Annotated in this window: 16 protein-coding genes and 1 other RNA gene; 12 read left to right on the top strand and 5 right to left on the bottom strand. The window is 64.4% G+C overall.

Annotation, left to right across the window (positions count from 1 at the left end; translation table 11 throughout):
* Positions 1-21 precede the first annotated feature (21 nt).
* From xdhA to xdhC, 3 genes are read left to right on the top strand one after another with little or no spacing between them, the layout of a single operon-like run.
* On the top strand, positions 22-1482 hold the full coding sequence (gene xdhA, locus AC1ROB_RS07745; RefSeq protein WP_492971774.1) for a xanthine dehydrogenase small subunit: 1461 nt from the start codon (positions 22-24) through the stop codon (positions 1480-1482).
* A complete protein-coding gene (xdhB, locus tag AC1ROB_RS07740; RefSeq protein ID WP_492971775.1) occupies positions 1479-3797 on the top strand; it encodes a xanthine dehydrogenase molybdopterin binding subunit in 2319 nt (772 codons plus the stop codon). Before xdhA ends, xdhB begins: the two co-directional genes overlap by 4 nt.
* Entirely contained in the window at positions 3794-4591 is a 798-nt protein-coding gene (gene xdhC, locus AC1ROB_RS07735; RefSeq protein WP_492971776.1) for a xanthine dehydrogenase accessory protein XdhC, read from the top strand. The genes xdhB and xdhC overlap by 4 nt, the downstream gene beginning before the upstream one ends.
* Here the strand turns inward: xdhC and AC1ROB_RS07730 are convergent.
* Complete coding sequence (locus AC1ROB_RS07730) at positions 4588-5844, bottom strand: DUF2336 domain-containing protein (protein ID WP_492971777.1); 1257 nt, start codon at positions 5842-5844, stop codon at positions 4588-4590. The genes xdhC and AC1ROB_RS07730 overlap by 4 nt on opposite strands.
* Positions 5841-7118: a sensor domain-containing diguanylate cyclase gene (locus AC1ROB_RS07725; RefSeq protein WP_492971778.1), complete on the bottom strand. Its 1278-nt coding sequence runs from the start codon at positions 7116-7118 to the stop codon at positions 5841-5843. Before AC1ROB_RS07725 ends, AC1ROB_RS07730 begins: the two co-directional genes overlap by 4 nt.
* A gap of 108 nt (positions 7119-7226) precedes the next feature.
* Here AC1ROB_RS07725 and AC1ROB_RS07720 point away from each other — a divergent pair, with 108 nt between their 5' ends.
* The 9 genes from AC1ROB_RS07720 (at position 7227) to AC1ROB_RS07680 (ending at position 15093) form a co-directional block, all read left to right on the top strand.
* Positions 7227-7949, top strand: coding sequence for a pyrimidine 5'-nucleotidase (locus tag AC1ROB_RS07720; RefSeq protein ID WP_492971779.1), 723 nt, complete (start codon positions 7227-7229; stop codon positions 7947-7949).
* A gap of 93 nt (positions 7950-8042) precedes the next feature.
* Entirely contained in the window at positions 8043-8897 is an 855-nt protein-coding gene (dapD, locus tag AC1ROB_RS07715) for a 2,3,4,5-tetrahydropyridine-2,6-dicarboxylate N-succinyltransferase (RefSeq protein WP_492971780.1), read from the top strand.
* Between the two features lie 149 nt (positions 8898-9046).
* Positions 9047-9634 carry a response regulator gene (locus AC1ROB_RS07710; RefSeq protein ID WP_492971781.1) on the top strand — a complete coding sequence of 196 codons (588 nt, stop codon included), beginning with the start codon at positions 9047-9049 and terminating at the stop codon, positions 9632-9634.
* 261 nt (positions 9635-9895) lie between these two features.
* Positions 9896-10513 (top strand): MarR family winged helix-turn-helix transcriptional regulator, encoded by a 618-nt coding sequence (locus AC1ROB_RS07705; RefSeq protein WP_492971782.1) that lies wholly within the window; start codon positions 9896-9898, stop codon positions 10511-10513.
* A gap of 14 nt (positions 10514-10527) precedes the next feature.
* Positions 10528-11760: an ABC transporter substrate-binding protein gene (locus AC1ROB_RS07700; protein WP_492971783.1), complete on the top strand. Its 1233-nt coding sequence runs from the start codon at positions 10528-10530 to the stop codon at positions 11758-11760.
* Between the two features lie 36 nt (positions 11761-11796).
* Positions 11797-12666, top strand: coding sequence for a branched-chain amino acid ABC transporter permease (locus AC1ROB_RS07695; protein ID WP_492971784.1), 870 nt, complete (start codon positions 11797-11799; stop codon positions 12664-12666).
* Positions 12663-13664, top strand: coding sequence for a branched-chain amino acid ABC transporter permease (locus AC1ROB_RS07690; RefSeq protein WP_492971785.1), 1002 nt, complete (start codon positions 12663-12665; stop codon positions 13662-13664). Before AC1ROB_RS07695 ends, AC1ROB_RS07690 begins: the two co-directional genes overlap by 4 nt.
* Positions 13661-14389, top strand: a complete 729-nt coding sequence (locus AC1ROB_RS07685) for an ABC transporter ATP-binding protein (protein WP_492971786.1) — start codon at positions 13661-13663, stop codon at positions 14387-14389. Before AC1ROB_RS07690 ends, AC1ROB_RS07685 begins: the two co-directional genes overlap by 4 nt.
* Positions 14386-15093 (top strand): ABC transporter ATP-binding protein, encoded by a 708-nt coding sequence (locus AC1ROB_RS07680; protein ID WP_492971787.1) that lies wholly within the window; start codon positions 14386-14388, stop codon positions 15091-15093. Before AC1ROB_RS07685 ends, AC1ROB_RS07680 begins: the two co-directional genes overlap by 4 nt.
* Positions 15094-15150: 57 nt before the next feature.
* On the opposite strand, the gene AC1ROB_RS07675 is transcribed toward AC1ROB_RS07680, so the two are convergent.
* From AC1ROB_RS07675 to ssrA, 3 genes are all read right to left on the bottom strand, one after another.
* Positions 15151-16764: a fumarate hydratase gene (locus tag AC1ROB_RS07675; RefSeq protein WP_492971788.1), complete on the bottom strand. Its 1614-nt coding sequence runs from the start codon at positions 16762-16764 to the stop codon at positions 15151-15153.
* 55 nt (positions 16765-16819) lie between these two features.
* On the bottom strand, positions 16820-17332 hold the full coding sequence (locus tag AC1ROB_RS07670) for an SspB family protein (protein WP_492971789.1): 513 nt from the start codon (positions 17330-17332) through the stop codon (positions 16820-16822).
* A 116-nt stretch (positions 17333-17448) separates the two neighbouring features.
* Positions 17449-17815: a transfer-messenger RNA gene (gene ssrA, locus AC1ROB_RS07665) on the bottom strand.
* Between the last annotated feature and the right edge of the window lie 33 nt (positions 17816-17848).

The following is a 17848-nucleotide window of genomic DNA, read 5'->3' as shown; positions in this document are numbered from 1 at the left end:
GGGCTTCAGGGAGCGGAAGTGATGTCCGAACCGGCAAGGTTCGTCTCGCGTGGCGAGGTGGTGACGGTGGAACCCGATGTTCCCCACACCATGACGGTGCTGGGGTATCTGCGCACCCGCCTTCGCCGCACCGGATCGAAGGAAGGCTGCGCCGAAGGCGACTGCGGCGCCTGCACCGTGGTGGTGGCCGAAGCCGGACCGGACGGCAGCCTGCAACATCGCGCCATCAATGCCTGCATCCTGTTCGTACACCAGCTGGACGGCAAGGCGCTGTTCACCGTCGACGATCTGGCGGATGGCAAACATCTGCATCCGGTGCAGCAGGCCATGGTCGATGCCCATGGCTCGCAATGCGGCTTCTGCACGCCCGGCTTCGTCATGTCGCTGTTCGGGTATTACAAGACCCATGACAAAGCCGATGACAGCAGCCTGAAGGATGCCCTGGCCGGCAACCTGTGCCGCTGCACCGGCTATCGCCCGATCCTGGAAGCCGGGCAGCGCATGTATGATTCCGGCACGGATGACCGCTTCGCGCCGCAGGAAGCGGCACTGCTGCAACAGCTCGCAGCGCTTAAACGCGACCGCATGCTGAATCATGCGACGCCGCAGGGCAGTTTCCTGGCGCCGCGCAGCACTGCAGAACTGGCCGACAGCCTGAGCACCCTGTCCGATGGCGAAAGCTGGATGCTGGCCGGCGGCACCGATGTGGGCCTGTGGGTGACGAAGCAGCATCGCCAGCCGCGCAATATCGTCTATCTCGGCCGCGTGGCCGAGCTGAAACGGCTGGTCGATCATGGCGACCGCATCGAGATCGGCGCCGGCGTCACCTATATCGATGCCTTTGCCGCCATCGAGAGCCTGCATCGGGATTTCGCCCGCATGGTGCGCCGGCTGGGTTCGACCCAGATCCGCAATTCCGGGACGATTGGCGGTAATATCGCCAATGGCAGCCCGATCGGCGACAGCATGCCGGCGCTGATTGCGCTTGGTGCGACCCTGACCCTGCAGAGCAAGGCGTCGGGCAGCCGCAGCCTGCCGCTGGAGGATTTCTTCCTCGCCTACCGCAAGACCGCCTTGCAGCCAGGCGAGTTCGTCGCGGGCGTGACCGTGCAGAAACTCGGACCGCAGAGCCGCTTCGGCATCTACAAGCTGTCAAAACGCTTCGACCAGGATATTTCCGCCGTACTGGCGGCATTTCACGTCACACTGCAAGGCGATGTGGTGCAGAGCGCCCGCATTGCCTATGGCGGCATGGCCGGCACGCCAGCGCGGGCGAACAAAACCGAGGCCGCACTCCTGGGGAAGCGGTTTGTACCGGCCGAGATCGAACCGGCGGTGATGGCGCTCGCCGAGGATTACCAGCCGATGAGCGACATGCGCGCCTCGGCCGCCTATCGCCTGCTGGCAGCACAGAACCTCCTGCGCAAATTCTGCCTGGAGGTCAGTCGCGGCGAAAAGATCAGCGTGGAGGCGGCGGAATGACGGCCGTCGTCCACAAGCCGGTCAAGCATGACAGCGCGCCCAAGCATGTCAGCGGTATGGCGCGCTATATCGACGACCTGCCCGAGCCTGAAGGCCTGCTGCATGCCGCGCTGCACCTGAGCGACCGCACACATGCGAAAATCCTCAAGGTCGATGTCAGCCGCGCGCTGGCCCTGCCCGGCGTGCTGGCGGCCATCACGGTGGCCGATGTGCCCGGCAATGCCGATATCGCACCCGTCAAAGGCCCTGAACCCATGCTGGCCGATGGCGTGGTGGAATTCCATGGTCATCCGGTGGCCGCGATTGCGGCTGTCGATCTCGCCACCGCCCGGCGAGCGGCAAAACTGGTGCGGGTGGAGTATGAGGACCTGCCGGCGATCCTCAGCATCGAGGACGCGGTCGAAAAACAATCCTTCCTGCTGCCGCCGCTGGGCCTGAACCGCGGCGATGCCACGGCAGCGATTGCAAAAGCGCCGCACCGCCTCAAGGGCGAACTGCATCTGGGTGGCCAGGATCATTTCTATCTCGAAGGCCAGGTCAGCCAGGCGGAACCGCGCGAGGACGGCGATGTGATTGTGCGTTGCTCGACGCAACACCCCTCCGAAGTGCAGAAGTTGCTGGCGCGCGTACTGGACTGCCCGCTGCACGCCGTCACCGTGGAATGCCGGCGCATGGGCGGCGGCTTTGGCGGCAAGGAAACCCAGGCGGCGCAGTTCGCCTGCATCGCGGCCGTGCTGGCACAGAAAACGGCGCGGCCGGTCAAGCTGCGGCTCGACCGCGACGAGGATATGGCGATCACCGGCAAGCGCCATGATTTCTGGAACCGTTACGATGTCGGCTTCGATGATGAGGGCCGCATCCTCGGGTACGAGGCCGTGCTGGCCGGACGCGGCGGCTGGACCACCGATCTGACCGGCGCCGTGGTCGACCGCGCCGTCTTCCATGCCGATTCCAGCTACTGGCTGCCAGACGTCACCATCACCGGGCTGTGCTGCAAGACCAATACGGTATCGAACACGGCGTTTCGCGGCTTTGGCGGCCCGCAGGGCATGGCGACGACGGAATATGTGATCGACGAGATTGCGCGCTATCTGAAGCGCGATCCGCTGGCGGTGCGACTGGCCAATCTCTACGGCAAGACGGAGAACAACGTCACGCCGTATTTCCAGACCATCAAGGACAACATCCTGCCCGAGCTGCTGGATGAACTGCTGGCCAGCAGCGACTACAGGCGCCGCCGGCAGGAGATCGAGGCCTTCAACGCACAGAGCCCCTATGTGAAGAAGGGCCTGGCGCTCAATCCGGTGAAATTCGGCATCTCGTTCACCACCACCTTCCTCAACCAGGCCGGCGCGCTGGTGCTGGTCTATGAGGATGGTTCGGTGCAGCTCAATCACGGCGGTACCGAGATGGGCCAGGGGCTGTATATCAAGGTGGCGCAGGTGGTGGCCGAAACCTTCGGCATCGGCCTGGACAATATCCGCATCATGGCAACGCGCACCGACAAGGTGCCCAACACCTCGGCCACGGCGGCTTCCGCCGGCGCCGACCTGAACGGCAAGGCGGCGGAGAATGCCGCCCTGGAGATTCGCGGTCGCCTGGCCGAAGTGGCGGCGCCGCTGCTGGGCGTGTCGCCGGATCAGGTGGTGTTCGCCAATGACCAGGTGCGTGGCGGCGGCAAGTCCCTGAGCTTTGCCGAGGTCGCGCACAAGGCCTGGATGGCGCGGGTGCAGCTTTCAGCTTCGGGCTTCTATGCCACACCCGATATCCATTTCGACCGCGCCACCGGGCGCGGCCAGCCCTTCTACTATTTCGCCTATGGCGCCGCCGTCACCGAAGTGCTGCTCGATACGCTGACCGGAGAATACCGATTCACCCGCGCCGACCTGCTGCACGATTGCGGCAGCTCGCTCAATCCCGCCATCGATCTCGGTCAGGTGGAAGGCGCTTACATTCAGGGCCTGGGCTGGCTGACCATGGAAGAGCTGTGGTGGGACGATAAGGGCCGCCTGCGCACCCATGCACCCAGCACCTACAAGATTCCCACGGCGCGCGACCTGCCGGAAGATTTCCGGGTGCAACTGGTCTCCGGGCGCGCCAATCCGGCGAACACGGTCTTCCGCTCGAAAGCCGTGGGCGAGCCGCCCTTCATGCTGGGCATCTCCGGCTGGCTGGCTCTGAAAGATGCAGCCATTGCCGCCGCCGGCACGCATCATCTGCAGCTGGATGCACCGGCGACGCCCGAACGCCTGCTGCTGGCGATCCATGCCGCGCGCCACCAGACCACCGCAGCCGACAGCATGGCTGCGAAATGAACTGGCTGAATGCCCTGAGCGACCTGGAGCAGCGCGGCATTCCCGCCGTGCTGGTCACTGTGGCAGCGACCGATGGTTCGGCGCCGCGCGAGGCCGGCACCAAGATGGTGGTGACGCCGGACGATATCGTGGGCACCATCGGCGGCGGCACCTTGGAATTTCGCGCCATCGAGATCGCGCGCCAAATGCTGGTCGCCAGGCGCGGCCCGGACTTGCGCAAGTTCCCGCTCGGGCCTTCGCTGGGGCAATGCTGCGGCGGCACCATGACGCTGTTGTTCGAGCCGCAGCGACCGGACCTGTTCACCGTGGCGCTGTTCGGTGCCGGCCATGTCGGCAAGGCCATCGTTCAGGTTCTCAGCGCCCTGCCCTGCAAGATCCGTTGGTTCGATCCGCGACCCGACGAATTCCCCGACCATGTGCCGCCGGGCGTGAGCGTGGAAGTGACCAATGCGCCGGAGCGCGAGATCGCCGGCCTGCCCGACGATGCCTGGCTGCTGGTGATAAGTCACAGCCATGCCCTCGATCTCGGGATCGTGGCAAAAGCCCTGCTGGAAGACCGCTTTTCCTATATCGGCCTGATCGGCTCGGAGACCAAACGCGCCCGCTTCGTCAAACGCTTCCGCGAGCTGGGCCTGAGCGAACAGCAGATCGCCAGACTGACCTGCCCGATCGGCGTCGAGGGCGTATCGGGCAAACATCCGGGCGAGATCGCCATTGCGACCGCAGCCCAGCTGCTGCAGCTGCGCGAGGCACGGAAACAGACGCTTCGCGTGGTCGACGACAGCGCGGCTTAAAGGCCGAGAATCTTGAGCTGCTCTTCCAGCTCGGCCTTGCTCATCGGATAGTCGCTGCCGTTGCGGGCATTCAGCATCATGCGCGGCGGCACGCGCGCGAGGTCGCGCTGCACCATCACAGCCGTCCGCATGCTGAACTGCGCACGCCAGACCAGTGCGGTAATCAGCCGACCGTTGCGGGCATCGAGGGCCTTCTGGATCACCGACAGCGGAATCCGGCCGTTCTGGATCAGGGCCTGCAGCACGAAATTGCGATCGTTGCGCTCGATCGCATCCTGCACGGCGTCGCTGTCGAGCTTCTTGGCCTTGATCAGTTTCTTGATCTTGACCTCGGCCTCGGCCATCGGCGTATGACCGTCGCCTTCGTCATCGGCGGCCTTCTCCGGCTCTTCTTCGAGCTTTACATCCAGGCGCTTTTCCATCACCTGCCGCACGACGGCCAGCGCGTCGGCCGGCAGGTCCTTGCGGCTGGCCAACAGGCTGAGCAGCGAAGACGCAACGAAGCCGGCGATGCGCTTGGCGGCGCCGCCGGGCAGATTGGGACGCTGCACCAGCGGCTCGTGCCAGGCTTCCACGCTGGGCGCGGCATCGAGGATGAGGTCCAGCGTCTCCTCGCGGATCTGGGCCGAATCATTGGCCAGCAACGCCGTCACGGCCGAGACGTCGCGGGTGGCGGCAATCACATCCGACACGCCGGCCGACAGGCCTATACGCTGCGCGATGGCAGTCAGTGCGCCGGACTGCGCCGAGGAGGCGACGATCTCGCGCAGGTCATCATCGGTCAGCAGCGGCGAGAATTGCAGCACCGGGGCCGAGACGATCAGCTCGACATCCTGCGCCAGCTGCCTGATCAGATGATGCGGCACATTGGTGGCCGACTTCAGCGCATCCGACAGTGCGGCGCGGATGCGGGCCAGTTCGTCCTGCGCCAGCAGCTCAAGCGTCTGGATTGCCAGTTCTCGCGCCTTGCCGGCTTCATCGGCCGGCATATCGGGCAGCAGGCGGGCTACCTTGGCGGCCAGGCGGCGGCGCACTTCCTCGGAGGTGTCGTTGGCCAGCAGCAGATGCGCCTGGGCCGGCGTCGCCTCGTTATCGGCGATGGCGCGACGCACGGCCTCAGCCTCGTCGATGGCCAGGTAATACAGGATCTCGGGCTGCGTATCGGCGCGCTGCGCCAGCTTCAGGCGCTCGGCTGCATTGCTGGAGGCCGCCAGCAGCTTGGCCTTGTCGTATTCGATCCCCTTGCCGCTCACGCCGAGACTCCGCTGTCGTTATCCGGCAGGGGCGCGATGAAACTACGCCCCTTGCCGCCTTTCTTGGCGACATACATCGCCTCGTCGGCTCTTGCGATCAAGGCTTCCGCGGTTTCCGGCCCGTCGAGGCGGGAGAATACCGCGCCAATGGAAAAGCCCAGCGGGAAGCCTTCCACGCCATAATCCCGGTCCAGATCGCGGGTTGCCCCGTGCAGGCGGGCCGCGATCGGTTCGGCGGTGGCGCGATCCACCTCTTCGAGCCAGAGCAGGAATTCATCGCCGCCGATCCGCGAGGCAAGGTCGACGCCGCGCAGAATCCGGCGGGTGATTTCAGCCACGGTGCGCAAGACATCGTCGCCGGCCTGATGGCCGCGCACGTCGTTCACCTTCTTGAAATTATCGAGATCGAAATAGATCAGCGTACCCCGCTTGGCATTGCGCAGATGGCGGCCGAGCCGTTTGTCCAGTTCGGCCAGGAAGGCGCGGCGATTGAGCATGCCGGTGAGGCCATCGGTGCTGGCCAGCTTGTCAAGCTGCTTATGGGCGCGCCGCAGGGCCTCGACGCGTTCGCGCGCCTCGGTGACATCGCGGGCCACCCCGCGCACGCCAGTCCAGCCGCCCTTCGCATCGTGCACCGGCAGGCAGGAAACCTCGAAGCAGCCGACGCTGCCATCCTTGCGCTGCAGGAACACCTCGGCGGCATCCATCGCCTCCTGGGCCTCGAACGGCCAGACGGACGGCCGCGGCGTGAGCGGCGCATCTTCGGCAGCGAAGTCACGGGCCGGGCGACCATCCAGCTCGCGCGCACTGTAGCCCAGCGCGCCACGCGGCGAGACAAAGCTGAATCTGCCATCCGCCTTGGTCTCCCAGGCGAAATCGGTGGAACAGGTGACTAGGTCCTTGAACAGCTGGCGCGACTGCATCAGCGCCTGGATCAGGTTGCGCTCCAGGGTGGCATCACGACCGAGCAACAGCAGCCGGCGCGTATCCGGCGTGCCATAGGGAATGAGAGTCACCTGCAGGGCACTGCCGCCACGCGGGCCCGGCACATCGGCGCGGTCCTGGCGCATGTGGCCGTCGCGCAGCACGGCATCGATCAGCGTGGCGAGATTGGGCAATTGTCCCTCGGCCAGCGCCGTGAGCAAGGGGGCCGCGGCATCATTGGCCTGCTGCACGCCGCCGTCGCCATCGAACAGCACCGCAGGCCCGGGAAACTGCGGCACCAGGGCTTCGGGTGCCAGACCAGCATTCGCATCGAATCCGGAACCGTCCATCGTTGCGCTGTTTCCGCCCACTGCGGCACCTCTCCCTGTCCGCGCCGGAGACTGAGGGCGGCGACGGATACTCGCCATTCTAGCCAGAACCCCTTATGGTGCGAAACCGTGATCTCCCCTGCTGCAAAACCCCTGCCCACCCCCTCTGCCGGCCTGCCGCTGTCGGGTGCCGCGCTGCATGGCGCCGCCACCTGGGTCTTCGATCTGGACAACACGCTTTACCCTGCGCACTGCAACCTGTTCGACCAGGTTTCGCGCCGTATGGGCGAGTTCATCGCCACCACCTTTGCCGTCGACCTGGCCGAGGCCAAACGGCGCCAGAAGGGCTTTTTCCATAGCCACGGCACCACACTTCGCGGCCTGATGGTGGAACATGGCATCGCGCCCAAGGCGTTCCTGGATTACGTGCATGACATCGACCTGACTGCGGTGGCCGCCATGCCCGATCTGGGTGCGGCGCTGGACCGCCTGCCCGGCCGCAAGCTGGTCTACACCAACGGCACCGTGGCCCATGCCGACCGCATCCTGCGCCGGCTTGGCATCCATGACCGCTTCGAGGCCGTGTTCGATATCGTCGCATCCGAGTATCTGCCCAAACCCGAGATCGCACCCTATCGCGTGATGCTGCAACGCCATGGCGTCGATCCGATCCAGGCCGTGATGGTGGAAGACATGGCCCGCAACCTGAAGCCGGCAGCGGATCTGGGCATGACCACGGTCTGGGTGCCGACGGCGGAAGCCTGGTCGCAGCCCGATCCGGACGGCCGCGATCATATCCACCATACCGCCCCGGACCTGACCGCCTTCCTGGCCGGCCTGCCCCGGGAATAGGCCGTTCGCCCTGCCCCGCCGGGTTGACTCGGCAGGCTCGGCGGCTATTGTCTCGCCGTTCCGCCAGACCGCCTTATTTTCGAGGAATTCTCCATGTCCGACGCAGCCCTCGCCAAGCAGCTTCAGCCCGTGATCGATGCCGCCTGGGAGGCGCGCGACCAGGTCAATCTGCAGACTAAGGGCGAAGTGCGCGACGCCGTCGAGGCGACGCTGAACGCACTAGACGAGGGCAAGCTGCGCGTGGCCGAGAAGATCGGTGGCCAGTGGACCGTGCACCAGTGGGCCAAGAAGGCCGTACTGCTGAGCTTCCGACTCACCGACAACATGCTGATCAGCGATGCGCCGGGTGGCGCCCACTGGTTCGACAAGGTGCCGTCGAAGTTTGCCGGCTGGAGCGAGCAGCGTTTCCGCGGCGCCGGTTTCCGCGCGGTGCCGGGTTCGGTGGTGCGCAAGGCCGCCTATATCGCACCGAACGTCATCCTGATGCCGAGCTTCGTCAACCTCGGCGCCTATGTCGACAGCGGCACCATGGTGGACACCTGGGTCACCGTCGGTTCCTGCGCGCAGATCGGCAAGAACGTGCATCTCTCGGGCGGCGTCGGCATCGGCGGCGTGCTGGAGCCGCTGCAGGCCAATCCGGTCATCATCGAAGACAACTGCTTCATCGGTGCGCGCTCGGAAGTGGTTGAGGGCGTGATCGTCGAGGAAGGTGCCGTCCTGTCGATGGGCGTCTATCTCAGCGCCACCACCAAGATCATCGACCGCGCCACCGGCGAGATTTTCGTCGGCCGCGTGCCGGCCTATTCGGTGGTGGTCTCGGGCAACATCCCGGGCAAGCCGCTGCCCGATGGCACACCGGGCCCGTCGCTCTACTGCGCCGTGATCGTCAAGCGCGTGGATGCCCAGACCCGTTCCAAGACCTCCATCAATGAACTCCTGCGCGACTAGCCGCGCAGGTGGCATTACCGGGCTGCCGGGCGGCTGGTGCTAGCGCGCAGGTGGCAATGCGCCGTCTGCGAGCCATGATGCGTGGCCTGAAAACCATTCCTTAACGCTCTGCGGCGAGGCTCTAGACTCCTGTTTTCCCGAGTCAGGCCATGTCAGAGCTTCTTGCTGCCAAATCGCGTCGCATCGACCCCAGCACCTTCCGCCGGGCTACCATCCTGGTGGCCGAAGGTGACCGTGCCTTCCGCCGCACGCTGCGCGATGTGTTGCTGGGCATGGGCTTTCCCAGCATCGTGGTCGCCGGCACTGCCGGCGAGGCCATGCGCCATATCATCGAGCAGCGGCCGAGCGTGATCCTGCTCGACGCCAAACTGCCCGGCAGCGACGGCATCAAGCTGACCCGCCGGCTGCGCAGGGATGGCGACAACCTGCCCGTCATCCTGATGGTGCAGGCTCCAGATGCCACCCTGGTGACCGCCGCACGCGATGCCGGCGTCAACGAAATGGTGATCAAGCCGGTGTCGATGGAAGCCCTGGTGCTGCGGCTGATGCATGTGCTGCAGGTACCGCGCACCTTCATCCGCAGCCCGGGCTATCTCGGTCCGGATCGCCGTCGCCTGCCGGACCGACGCCGCATTGCCGAACGCCGCACGCATCCGCTGCTGCAATCCGATACCGAGCGTCGCCAGAAGCCGGGCCGGCGCAGCGGCGACGAACGCCGGCAGCGCAAAGCGTCCTGATACAGATTCCGGAAAAAAGAAGGCCGGCCGAGGCGGGGACATCGGGCCGGCCGGGCGCGGCGAATCGCGCCTGAGGTTCCATCACGCTAGCCTGCCGCCATGACGCTGGCGTGACGGCCACCGGACTGCTGTAATCCAGACACACAGCTGGCGGACCCGAAATTAGTCCGCTTGCATTACTGTCACGTCCCGCTACAATCCGGCGCCAATATGGCCCGGCAGATCATGGCCGGCCAACAGCCAGTCTGGGAGGACGGCATCTTGGCGATCAGCGCGGCGCGCATCGGCATAAAAAGCGAACGTCGCAACACGCCGGCACCGCGCATCGATTACGGCACCCTGCCCAACCATGTCGGCTATCTGCTTCGCCTCGCCCAGTTGCGGGTCTGGGAGGATTTCTACGGCCGACTGGCAGAGACCGGCATCAGCCCGGCGCTGTTTTCCGCCCTGATGCTGATCGAACGCAATGCCGGACTCCAGCAGAGCCGGCTGGGCGAAGCGCTCGGCGTCGCCCGCTCCGGCGCCATGACCATGGTGGACCGCCTGGAACAGCTCGGCCTAGTGGAACGCCGGGCCGATCCGCATGACCGGCGCGCCTATGGCCTGTTTCTGACCATCAGCGGCGCGCGGCGCGTGGAAGACCTGATCGCCCGCGTGCAGATGCATGACAAGCTGATCAATGCGGTGCTCTCAGCCGACGAGCATCGCATGCTGATGCAGCTGCTGCGCAAATTCATTTCCGTACCGGCGCCCATCGCCACCGAGGCCCGCGCCGCTGAAACCGCAGCCGCAGCATCTTCTGAACCGAAAACCGCTTCTGTATCATCGCGTACCAAACGGGCCGCCCAGGGTGGGCGACGCCCCAATAACCTGTCTTAACCGGAGGAACCATCATGAGCGTCAAGATCACACGCCGCCAGTTCGCCGCCTCGGCCGCCGCCGGCGCGGCCCTGGCCGCCGGCACCGCCCCCTTCAACATTGTGAAGGCCCAGAGCAACACCCTGAAAATCGGCTCGATCCATCCGCGTTCGGGCTTCCAGGCCCAGCTCGGCATCGCCTGCCAGCGCGGCATCGACCTCGCCCCGCGGGTGCTGAAGGGCATGGGCATCGACGCCAATGTCGAGATCATGAATGCCGATACCGAATCCAACGTCGACGTGGCGCGCAGCCGCGCCGAGAAACTGATCAACGACGGCGCCCATGTGCTGATCGGCGCCTTCGACAGCGGCCAGTCGGCCGCCATCGCCCAGGTCGCCGAGCAGAAGGGCGTGCCCTATATCATCAATATCGCCGCCGCGCCGCAGATCACCGAGCAGGGCTACAAGTTCGTGTTCCGCAACTTCCCCACCGCCCCGATGCTGGTCGGCGATGGCCTCAACCTGATGAAGGGCGTGTTCGAGAAGAGCGGCATCACGCCGAAGACCGCCGTCTTCATGCATGTGAACGATACGTTCGGTCAGTCGATGAACGGTGCGATCAAGGCGATGGCCCCGCGCTTCAACCTGCCATTCCAGATTGTCGACACCATCGCCTACGATCCGCAGGCCAAGGACCTTTCGGTGGAAATCGCCAAGGCCAAGGCCACCGGCGCCGACATGCTGATGCCGGTGACCCGCCTGAACGACGCCATCCTGATGGTGCGCGAGATGGTGAAACAGCGCTGGGAGCCGCAGATCGTGATGAGCCCCGGCGCGCCGGGCTTCTACGAAGGCCAGTTCTACAAAGCACTGGGCAAGTTCTCGAATTACCTGCTCACCAACAACCCGTGGTACAATCCGCGCTCGGGCATTACCCAGAAGCTGCTGGACGAGTTCACCAAGACCTACAAGGGCGAGATGTTCGAACTCAACGTCGGCTTCTCGTTCGAGGCGGTGATGATTGCGGTGAGTGCGTTCAACAGTGCCAAGTCCACCGCCGGCGTGGCGCTGGCCGACGCGATCCGCAAGACCAACATCACCGATCATGTGATGGCGGGCGGCCCGCTGCAGTTCGACGCCAAGGGCCAGAACGTCAACATCAAGTCGGTCACGCTGCAGAATCTGGATCAGCGCCCGAAGGTGGTGCTGCCGCTGGATATCGCGGAAGACAACCTGACCCTGCCGATGCCGAGCTGGACCAAGCGGTAATCATGACAACAACCACGCGTACCTGCCGGATATCCGATGCCTGCTGAACTGGTTTTCACTGTTGCCATTCAGGGCATTCTGACCGGACTGGTCTACGGGCTCATGGCCCTCGGCCTTTCCGTGATCTTCGGCGTGGTGCGCGTGGTCAATTTCGCCCACGGTGAAATGATGACGATCGCCTCCTACGCGGCCATCGTTGCCTTCGCCGCCTGGGGCATCGACCCGCTGGTGGCGATGGTGCCAATCGCCGTGGCGCTGTTCGCCATCGGCTACATGATGCAGGCCGTGCTGATCAACCCCTTCATCAACCGGCCTGAACACAGTCAGTTCATGCTGCTGGCCGCCATGGCACTGATCATGGTGAACGGCCTGCTGATGATCTTCGGTCCGGATGCGCGCAACGTGATGGTGGATTACGCGCTCGACTCCATCGAAATCGGTCCGCTGCTGGTCGACAAGGTGCGCGTGATTACCGCTGCCTTTGCCATGGCCATCACCGCCGGGCTGTTCGCCTTCTTCAAACTCAGCCGAACCGGCAAGGCGATCCGCGCCTGTGCCGACAACCACATGGGCGCCCTGGTGGTCGGCCTGAACGTCAAGCGGCTCTATGCGCTGACCTTCGGCATCGGCTCGGCCTGCGTTGGTGCCGCCGGCGCCATGATGACGCTGCTGATCGACACCACGCCCAATATCGGGCCCGCCTTTACGCTGCAGGCCTTTGTCATCGTCATCATCGGCGGCCTGGGCTCGATGCCCGGCGCGCTGCTCGGCGGCGTGCTGATCGGCCTGTCCGAAGCGATGTCGGGCCTGCTGTTCGCGCCTTCGGCCAAAAGCATGTTCGCCATCGCCATCCTGATCCTGGTCCTGCTGTTCCGGCCCCAGGGCCTGCTGGGGCGCAAAGCATGATGTCCCGTCTCATCGACGGCGTGCCGCCGCGCGCGCTGATCCTGCTTGCCCTGCTGCTCGGCGTGCTGCTGCTGGCCCCGCTGTTCATCGGCAGCTACGGCCTGTCGATCCTGATCCTGGTGCTGTATTTCGCCTATACCGGCCAGGCCTGGAACGTGATGATGGGCTTTGCCGGACAGCTCAGCCTGGGCCACTCGCTCTATGTCGGCGTCTCGGCCTATACCGCCGCCGCGCTCTATGTGCATTTCGGCATCGGGCCCTGGGCTGGCGTCTGGGTCGCCATCCTGGTCAGCATGGCGTGTGGTTTGGTGATCGGTTTCCTGGCCTTCCGCTTCGGCATCGGCGGCGTCTATTTCGCGCTGCTGACCATCGCGTTTTCCGAATTCACCCGCGTCGGCTTCGACCACTTCACCTGGGTGAATGGATCAGGCGGTTTCTTCCTGCCGGTAGCGCAGTACAGCGCGAACGATCCCCTGAACCTGCGCGGTTCGCCGGTGATGTTCTATTACATCCTGCTGGCGATCACGACGCTGGCCTTCATCTTCTGCCGCTGGCTGCTGACCGGCCGCATCGGTTATTACTGGCTGGCGATCCGCGAGGAGCCTGAAGCCGCACAGACGCTGGGCATCAACATCTTCCGCTACAAGATGATCGCCGTCGCCATCTCGTCGGGCATGACCGCACTGAGCGGCGTATTCTTCGCCTTCTATTACAACAACCTGTTCCCCGAGCAGATCTTCAGCATGAACCGCTCGATCGAACTGATCCTGGGGCCCATCATCGGCGGCATCGGCTCGCTGTTCGGCCCCATCCTCGGCGCCTTCGTGCTGACCGCCCTGGCCGATGGCCTGAACGAGATCATGGCGCATTTCGGCTATGAAATGCCGGGTGTGAAGCTGCTGTTTTATGGTTTCTGCCTGCTGGCGGTCATCATGTGGCTGCCGAACGGCATCTGGCCACCCCTGCGCAAGAAGCTGGGCCTGGGAGAACGGCTGTGACCGATCTTCTGGTTGTCGAGGGCATCTCGAAAAGCTTCCGCGGCCTGCGCGCCGTGCATCAGGCCTCGCTGACCGTGCCGCAAGGCGGCATCGTCAGCCTGATCGGGCCGAACGGTGCGGGCAAGACCACCTGCTTCAACATGATCGCCGGCGTCTTCCCGCCGGATGAAGGCCGCATCACCTTTGCCGGCCGCGAACTGGGCGGCCTGCGCCCCGACCAGATCTGCCATGCCGGCGTCGGCCGCACCTTCCAGATCGTCAAACCATTCAAGGAACTGACGGCGCTGGAAAACGTCATCGTCGGCGCACTGCTGCGCGAGACCAGCACCCGCGTCGCCCGCAGGAAGGCGGAAGCTGTGCTCGACCAGCTCGGCATGCTGGACAAGCGCGACCAGCCGGCCGCGCAACTGACCCTGCCCGAACGCAAGCGGCTGGAAGTGGCGCGTGCGCTCGCCACCGACCCGAAGCTGCTGCTGCTGGATGAAGTGATGGCCGGCCTCCGGCCTACCGAGACCGACCAGATGGTTGCCGTCTTTCGCGACCTCAATGCCAGGCACGGCATGACCATTCTGCTGATCGAGCATGTGATGCGCGCGGTGATGGCGCTGTCGCAGCAGGTGGTGGTGCTGCACCATGGCGAAGTGATCGCCCGCGGCAAGCCCGAGGACGTAGTGCGCGACCCCGCCGTACTGGAATGCTATCTGGGCGAGGAGGCTGCGGTATGAGCCTGGTCCTCGACAAGCTGGATGTTTTCTACGGCGATGCCCAGGCTCTGGACGCCGTGTCGCTGTCGGTGCCGCAAGGCAGCATCGTCGCCATCATCGGCGCCAATGGCGCCGGCAAATCGACCCTGATCCGCACCATTGCCGGCATCGAGAAGCCGCGCGGCGGTTCGATCCGCTACAACGACACCGAAATCGGCGGCCTGCCCAGTTTCAAGGTCTGCAACATGGGCATTGGCCAGGTGGCCGAGGGCCGGCAGATTTTCCCGAGCCTGAGCGTGCTGGAAAACCTGGAGATGGGCGCGCTGCTGCCGCGCGCTCGTGGAAAAGAAAAATCCACCATGGAAGAGGTCTTCACCCTCTTCCCGCGCCTGGCCGAGCGCCGCGACCAGCTGGCCGGCACGATGTCTGGTGGCGAGCAGCAGATGCTGGCCATCGGCCGCTGCCTGATGGGCCAACCCGAACTGATCATGTTCGACGAACCATCGCTGGGCCTGGCGCCAGCCGTGGTGCAGGAGGTCTTCCGCATCATCAAGCTGCTGCATGAGCGCGGCCTGACCGTGGTGCTGGTCGAGCAGAATGTCGCCGTGTCGCTGAAACTGGCAGATCATGCCTACGTGCTGGAGAACGGTCGTATCGCCATGCAGGGCAGCGGCGAGCAACTGCTGCACGATGACCGCGTGCGGCAGGCCTATATGGGCCTGTAACAGAAAAGGCCCCCAGTTTCGCTGGCGGCCTTTTTCATGCCTGAAAACAGCTGGCGCTTACTTGATCGTGGCGAAAAAGTCGTTGCCCTTGTCGTCTACGATGATGAAGGCCGGGAAGTCTTCCACCTGGATGCGCCAGACGGCTTCCATGCCAAGCTCCGGGTATTCCAGGGTCTCGATATGCTTGATCGAGTTCTTGGCCAGGATCGCGGCGGGTCCGCCGATCGAGCCGAGATAGAAGCCGCCATATTCTTTGCAGGCATCGGTCACCTGCTTGGAGCGGTTGCCCTTGGCCAGGCTGATGAAACCGCCGCCGTTTTTCATCAGCTCACCAACATATGAATCCATGCGGCCGGCCGTGGTCGGGCCGAACGAGCCCGAGGCATAGCCCTCCGGCGTCTTGGCCGGACCGGCGTAATAGATCATGTGGTTCTTCACATAGTCTGGCAGCCCCTCGCCGCGCTCGATGCGCTCGGCGAATTTGGCATGGGCGAGATCGCGGGCGACGATCAGTGTACCGCTCAGCGACAGGCGGGTCTTCACCGGATACTGCGACAGCTGCTTGCGGATATCGGCCATCGGCTGATTGAGATCGACCTTTACGACCTCAGCCGAAATCTTGTCCTCATGATCGGGAAGATACTTGGCCGGGTCGGTTTCCAGCTGCTCCAGGAACACGCCCTCGCGGGTGATCTTGCCCAGAATCTGGCGGTCAGCCGAGCAGGACACGGCGATACCGATCGGCACGCTGGCGCCGTGACGCGGCATGCGGATGACGCGCACGTCATGACAGAAATACTTGCCGCCGAACTGGGCGCCGATACCGTTGACGCGGGTCAGCTCGAGAATCTTCTGCTCGAACTCCACGTCGCGATAGGCATGGCCGGTCGGACTGCCCTTGGTCGGCAGGGTGTCGAGATAGCGCGCCGAGGCGAGCTTGGCCGTCTTCAGGTTCAGCTCCGCCGACAGGCCGCCGATCACGATGGCCAGGTGATAGGGCGGGCAGGCCGCGGTACCGAGCGTCTTGATCTGGGTATCGAGGAACTTCAGCAGGTTGTCGCCACGCAATACGGCGGGCGTCTGCTGGTAAAGGAAGGTCTTGTTGGCCGAACCGCCGCCCTTGGCCATGAACAGGAACTTGTAGGCATCGCCCTGGGTGGCATAAAGCTCGATCTGGGCCGGCAGGTTGGTGCCGGTGTTCACTTCCTTGAACATGTCGAGCGGGGCGAGCTGCGAATAGCGCAGACTGGTTTCCGTATAGGTGCGGTAGATGCCGCGGCTGAGCGCCTCTTCGTCACTGCCCGAGGTCCAGACATACTGGCCCTTCTTGCCGATCACGATGGCGGTGCCGGTATCCTGGCAACTCGGCAGCACCATGCCCGCCGAGATATTGGCGTTTTTCAAAAGCTCCAGCGCCACGAAATGATCGTTCGGCGAAGCATCCTTGTCGTCGAGGATGGCGCGCAACTGCGCCAGATGGCCGGGACGGAACAGATGCGCGATATCGCGCATGGCATTGAAGGTCAGATCGCTGAGTGCCTTGTCGCTGACCTGCAGCACTTCGCGGTCACCAACCTTGACCACCTTCACTTCATCCGTATCGAGCTTGCGATACGGCGTGGTGGTGTCGGGGCCAAGCGGAAGCAGGTCCTCGTAGCGGAACTCGGGCATTGTGGTCTCCGGGGCTTATGCTGGCAGACCTGCGCGAGGCAGGCCCGATCGGAAATCAGGTCTTCTTTTTGCGGAAGGCGTCCAGGGCGACAACATCGCCAGTCTTGCGTTCGGCCGCGTCATCCGCGCCGCCCTCTTCGCCGGCCGGCGCATCGCCATCGAGGTTGCCGGCCGGCGCCTGGGTGATCATGCCGGTGCGGGCCTCGGCATTGGGCGTCACGCGGAACTGCAGGCCAAACTGGACGCTGGGATCGGCAAAGGCGGTGATCGCCGCATAGGCGATGACCAGACGCTCGGGCACCTTGTTGAAGCTGAGAGTCACCTGGAAGGCATCTTCGCCCGGCTCCAGACCCCAATACTGGTGCTGCAGCACGATCGTCATCTCTTCGGGATAGCGCTCATGCAGATAGTCGGGCAGCTCCACGCCGGGCTGGTCGGTGCGGAAGGTGATGTAGAAATGATGGTTGCCGGGCAAACCGAATTCCGAGGCGCGTTTGATCGCCTCGCGGACCGCGCCGCGCAGGGCGTTCTCCACCATCTGGTTATAATCGAGCAGCTTACCGGCCATGACTGATCTTCTCGGGGCTTAGGAAACCCATTTTACCCTTCCGCAGCGGACCATTCAATTCCAAGCCGGCCCGTCCGGACCGGCCGTCCACAGATAAAGCAGGCCATTCTGCAGATAGTGGGGGGCTTCTGTTGCCCGGCGCCCCCCGTGCCGCGCTTACCTATTAGGCAGCGAGTGCAACGCTATTGTCGTTGGCACTTAGAGATTGACCCGATAACGGCGGTATCATGCCGGGCAAAAACTGCACCTTTACCACGCACGTCAAGCCTGATTCGCCCCCATCATCAACCCAGCGGCCCCGTCGGACAAAGGACGTCCGGGGAGCCGAAAGGCCGTTTCCAGCCCTTTTCGGGGGCTGGGCTCATGGTGGAGGCGCCGGGTACTGCCCCCGGGTCCGTTACGTTTATTCCGAGCAGCGTTTATCACCATAGTCGGTTACCCGACGGACCTAATGTAGGGCGTCCGGGGGGCTTTTTGAAGCCCCACAGCCGGCCCGTCCGAGGCTTGGGAAGACTC

Source organism: Ferrovibrio sp. GW821-FHT12F09 (assembly GCF_058806775.1).
The sequence above is the reverse complement of the archived record's forward strand: the minus strand, read 5'-3'. Positions and strand labels throughout refer to the sequence as shown.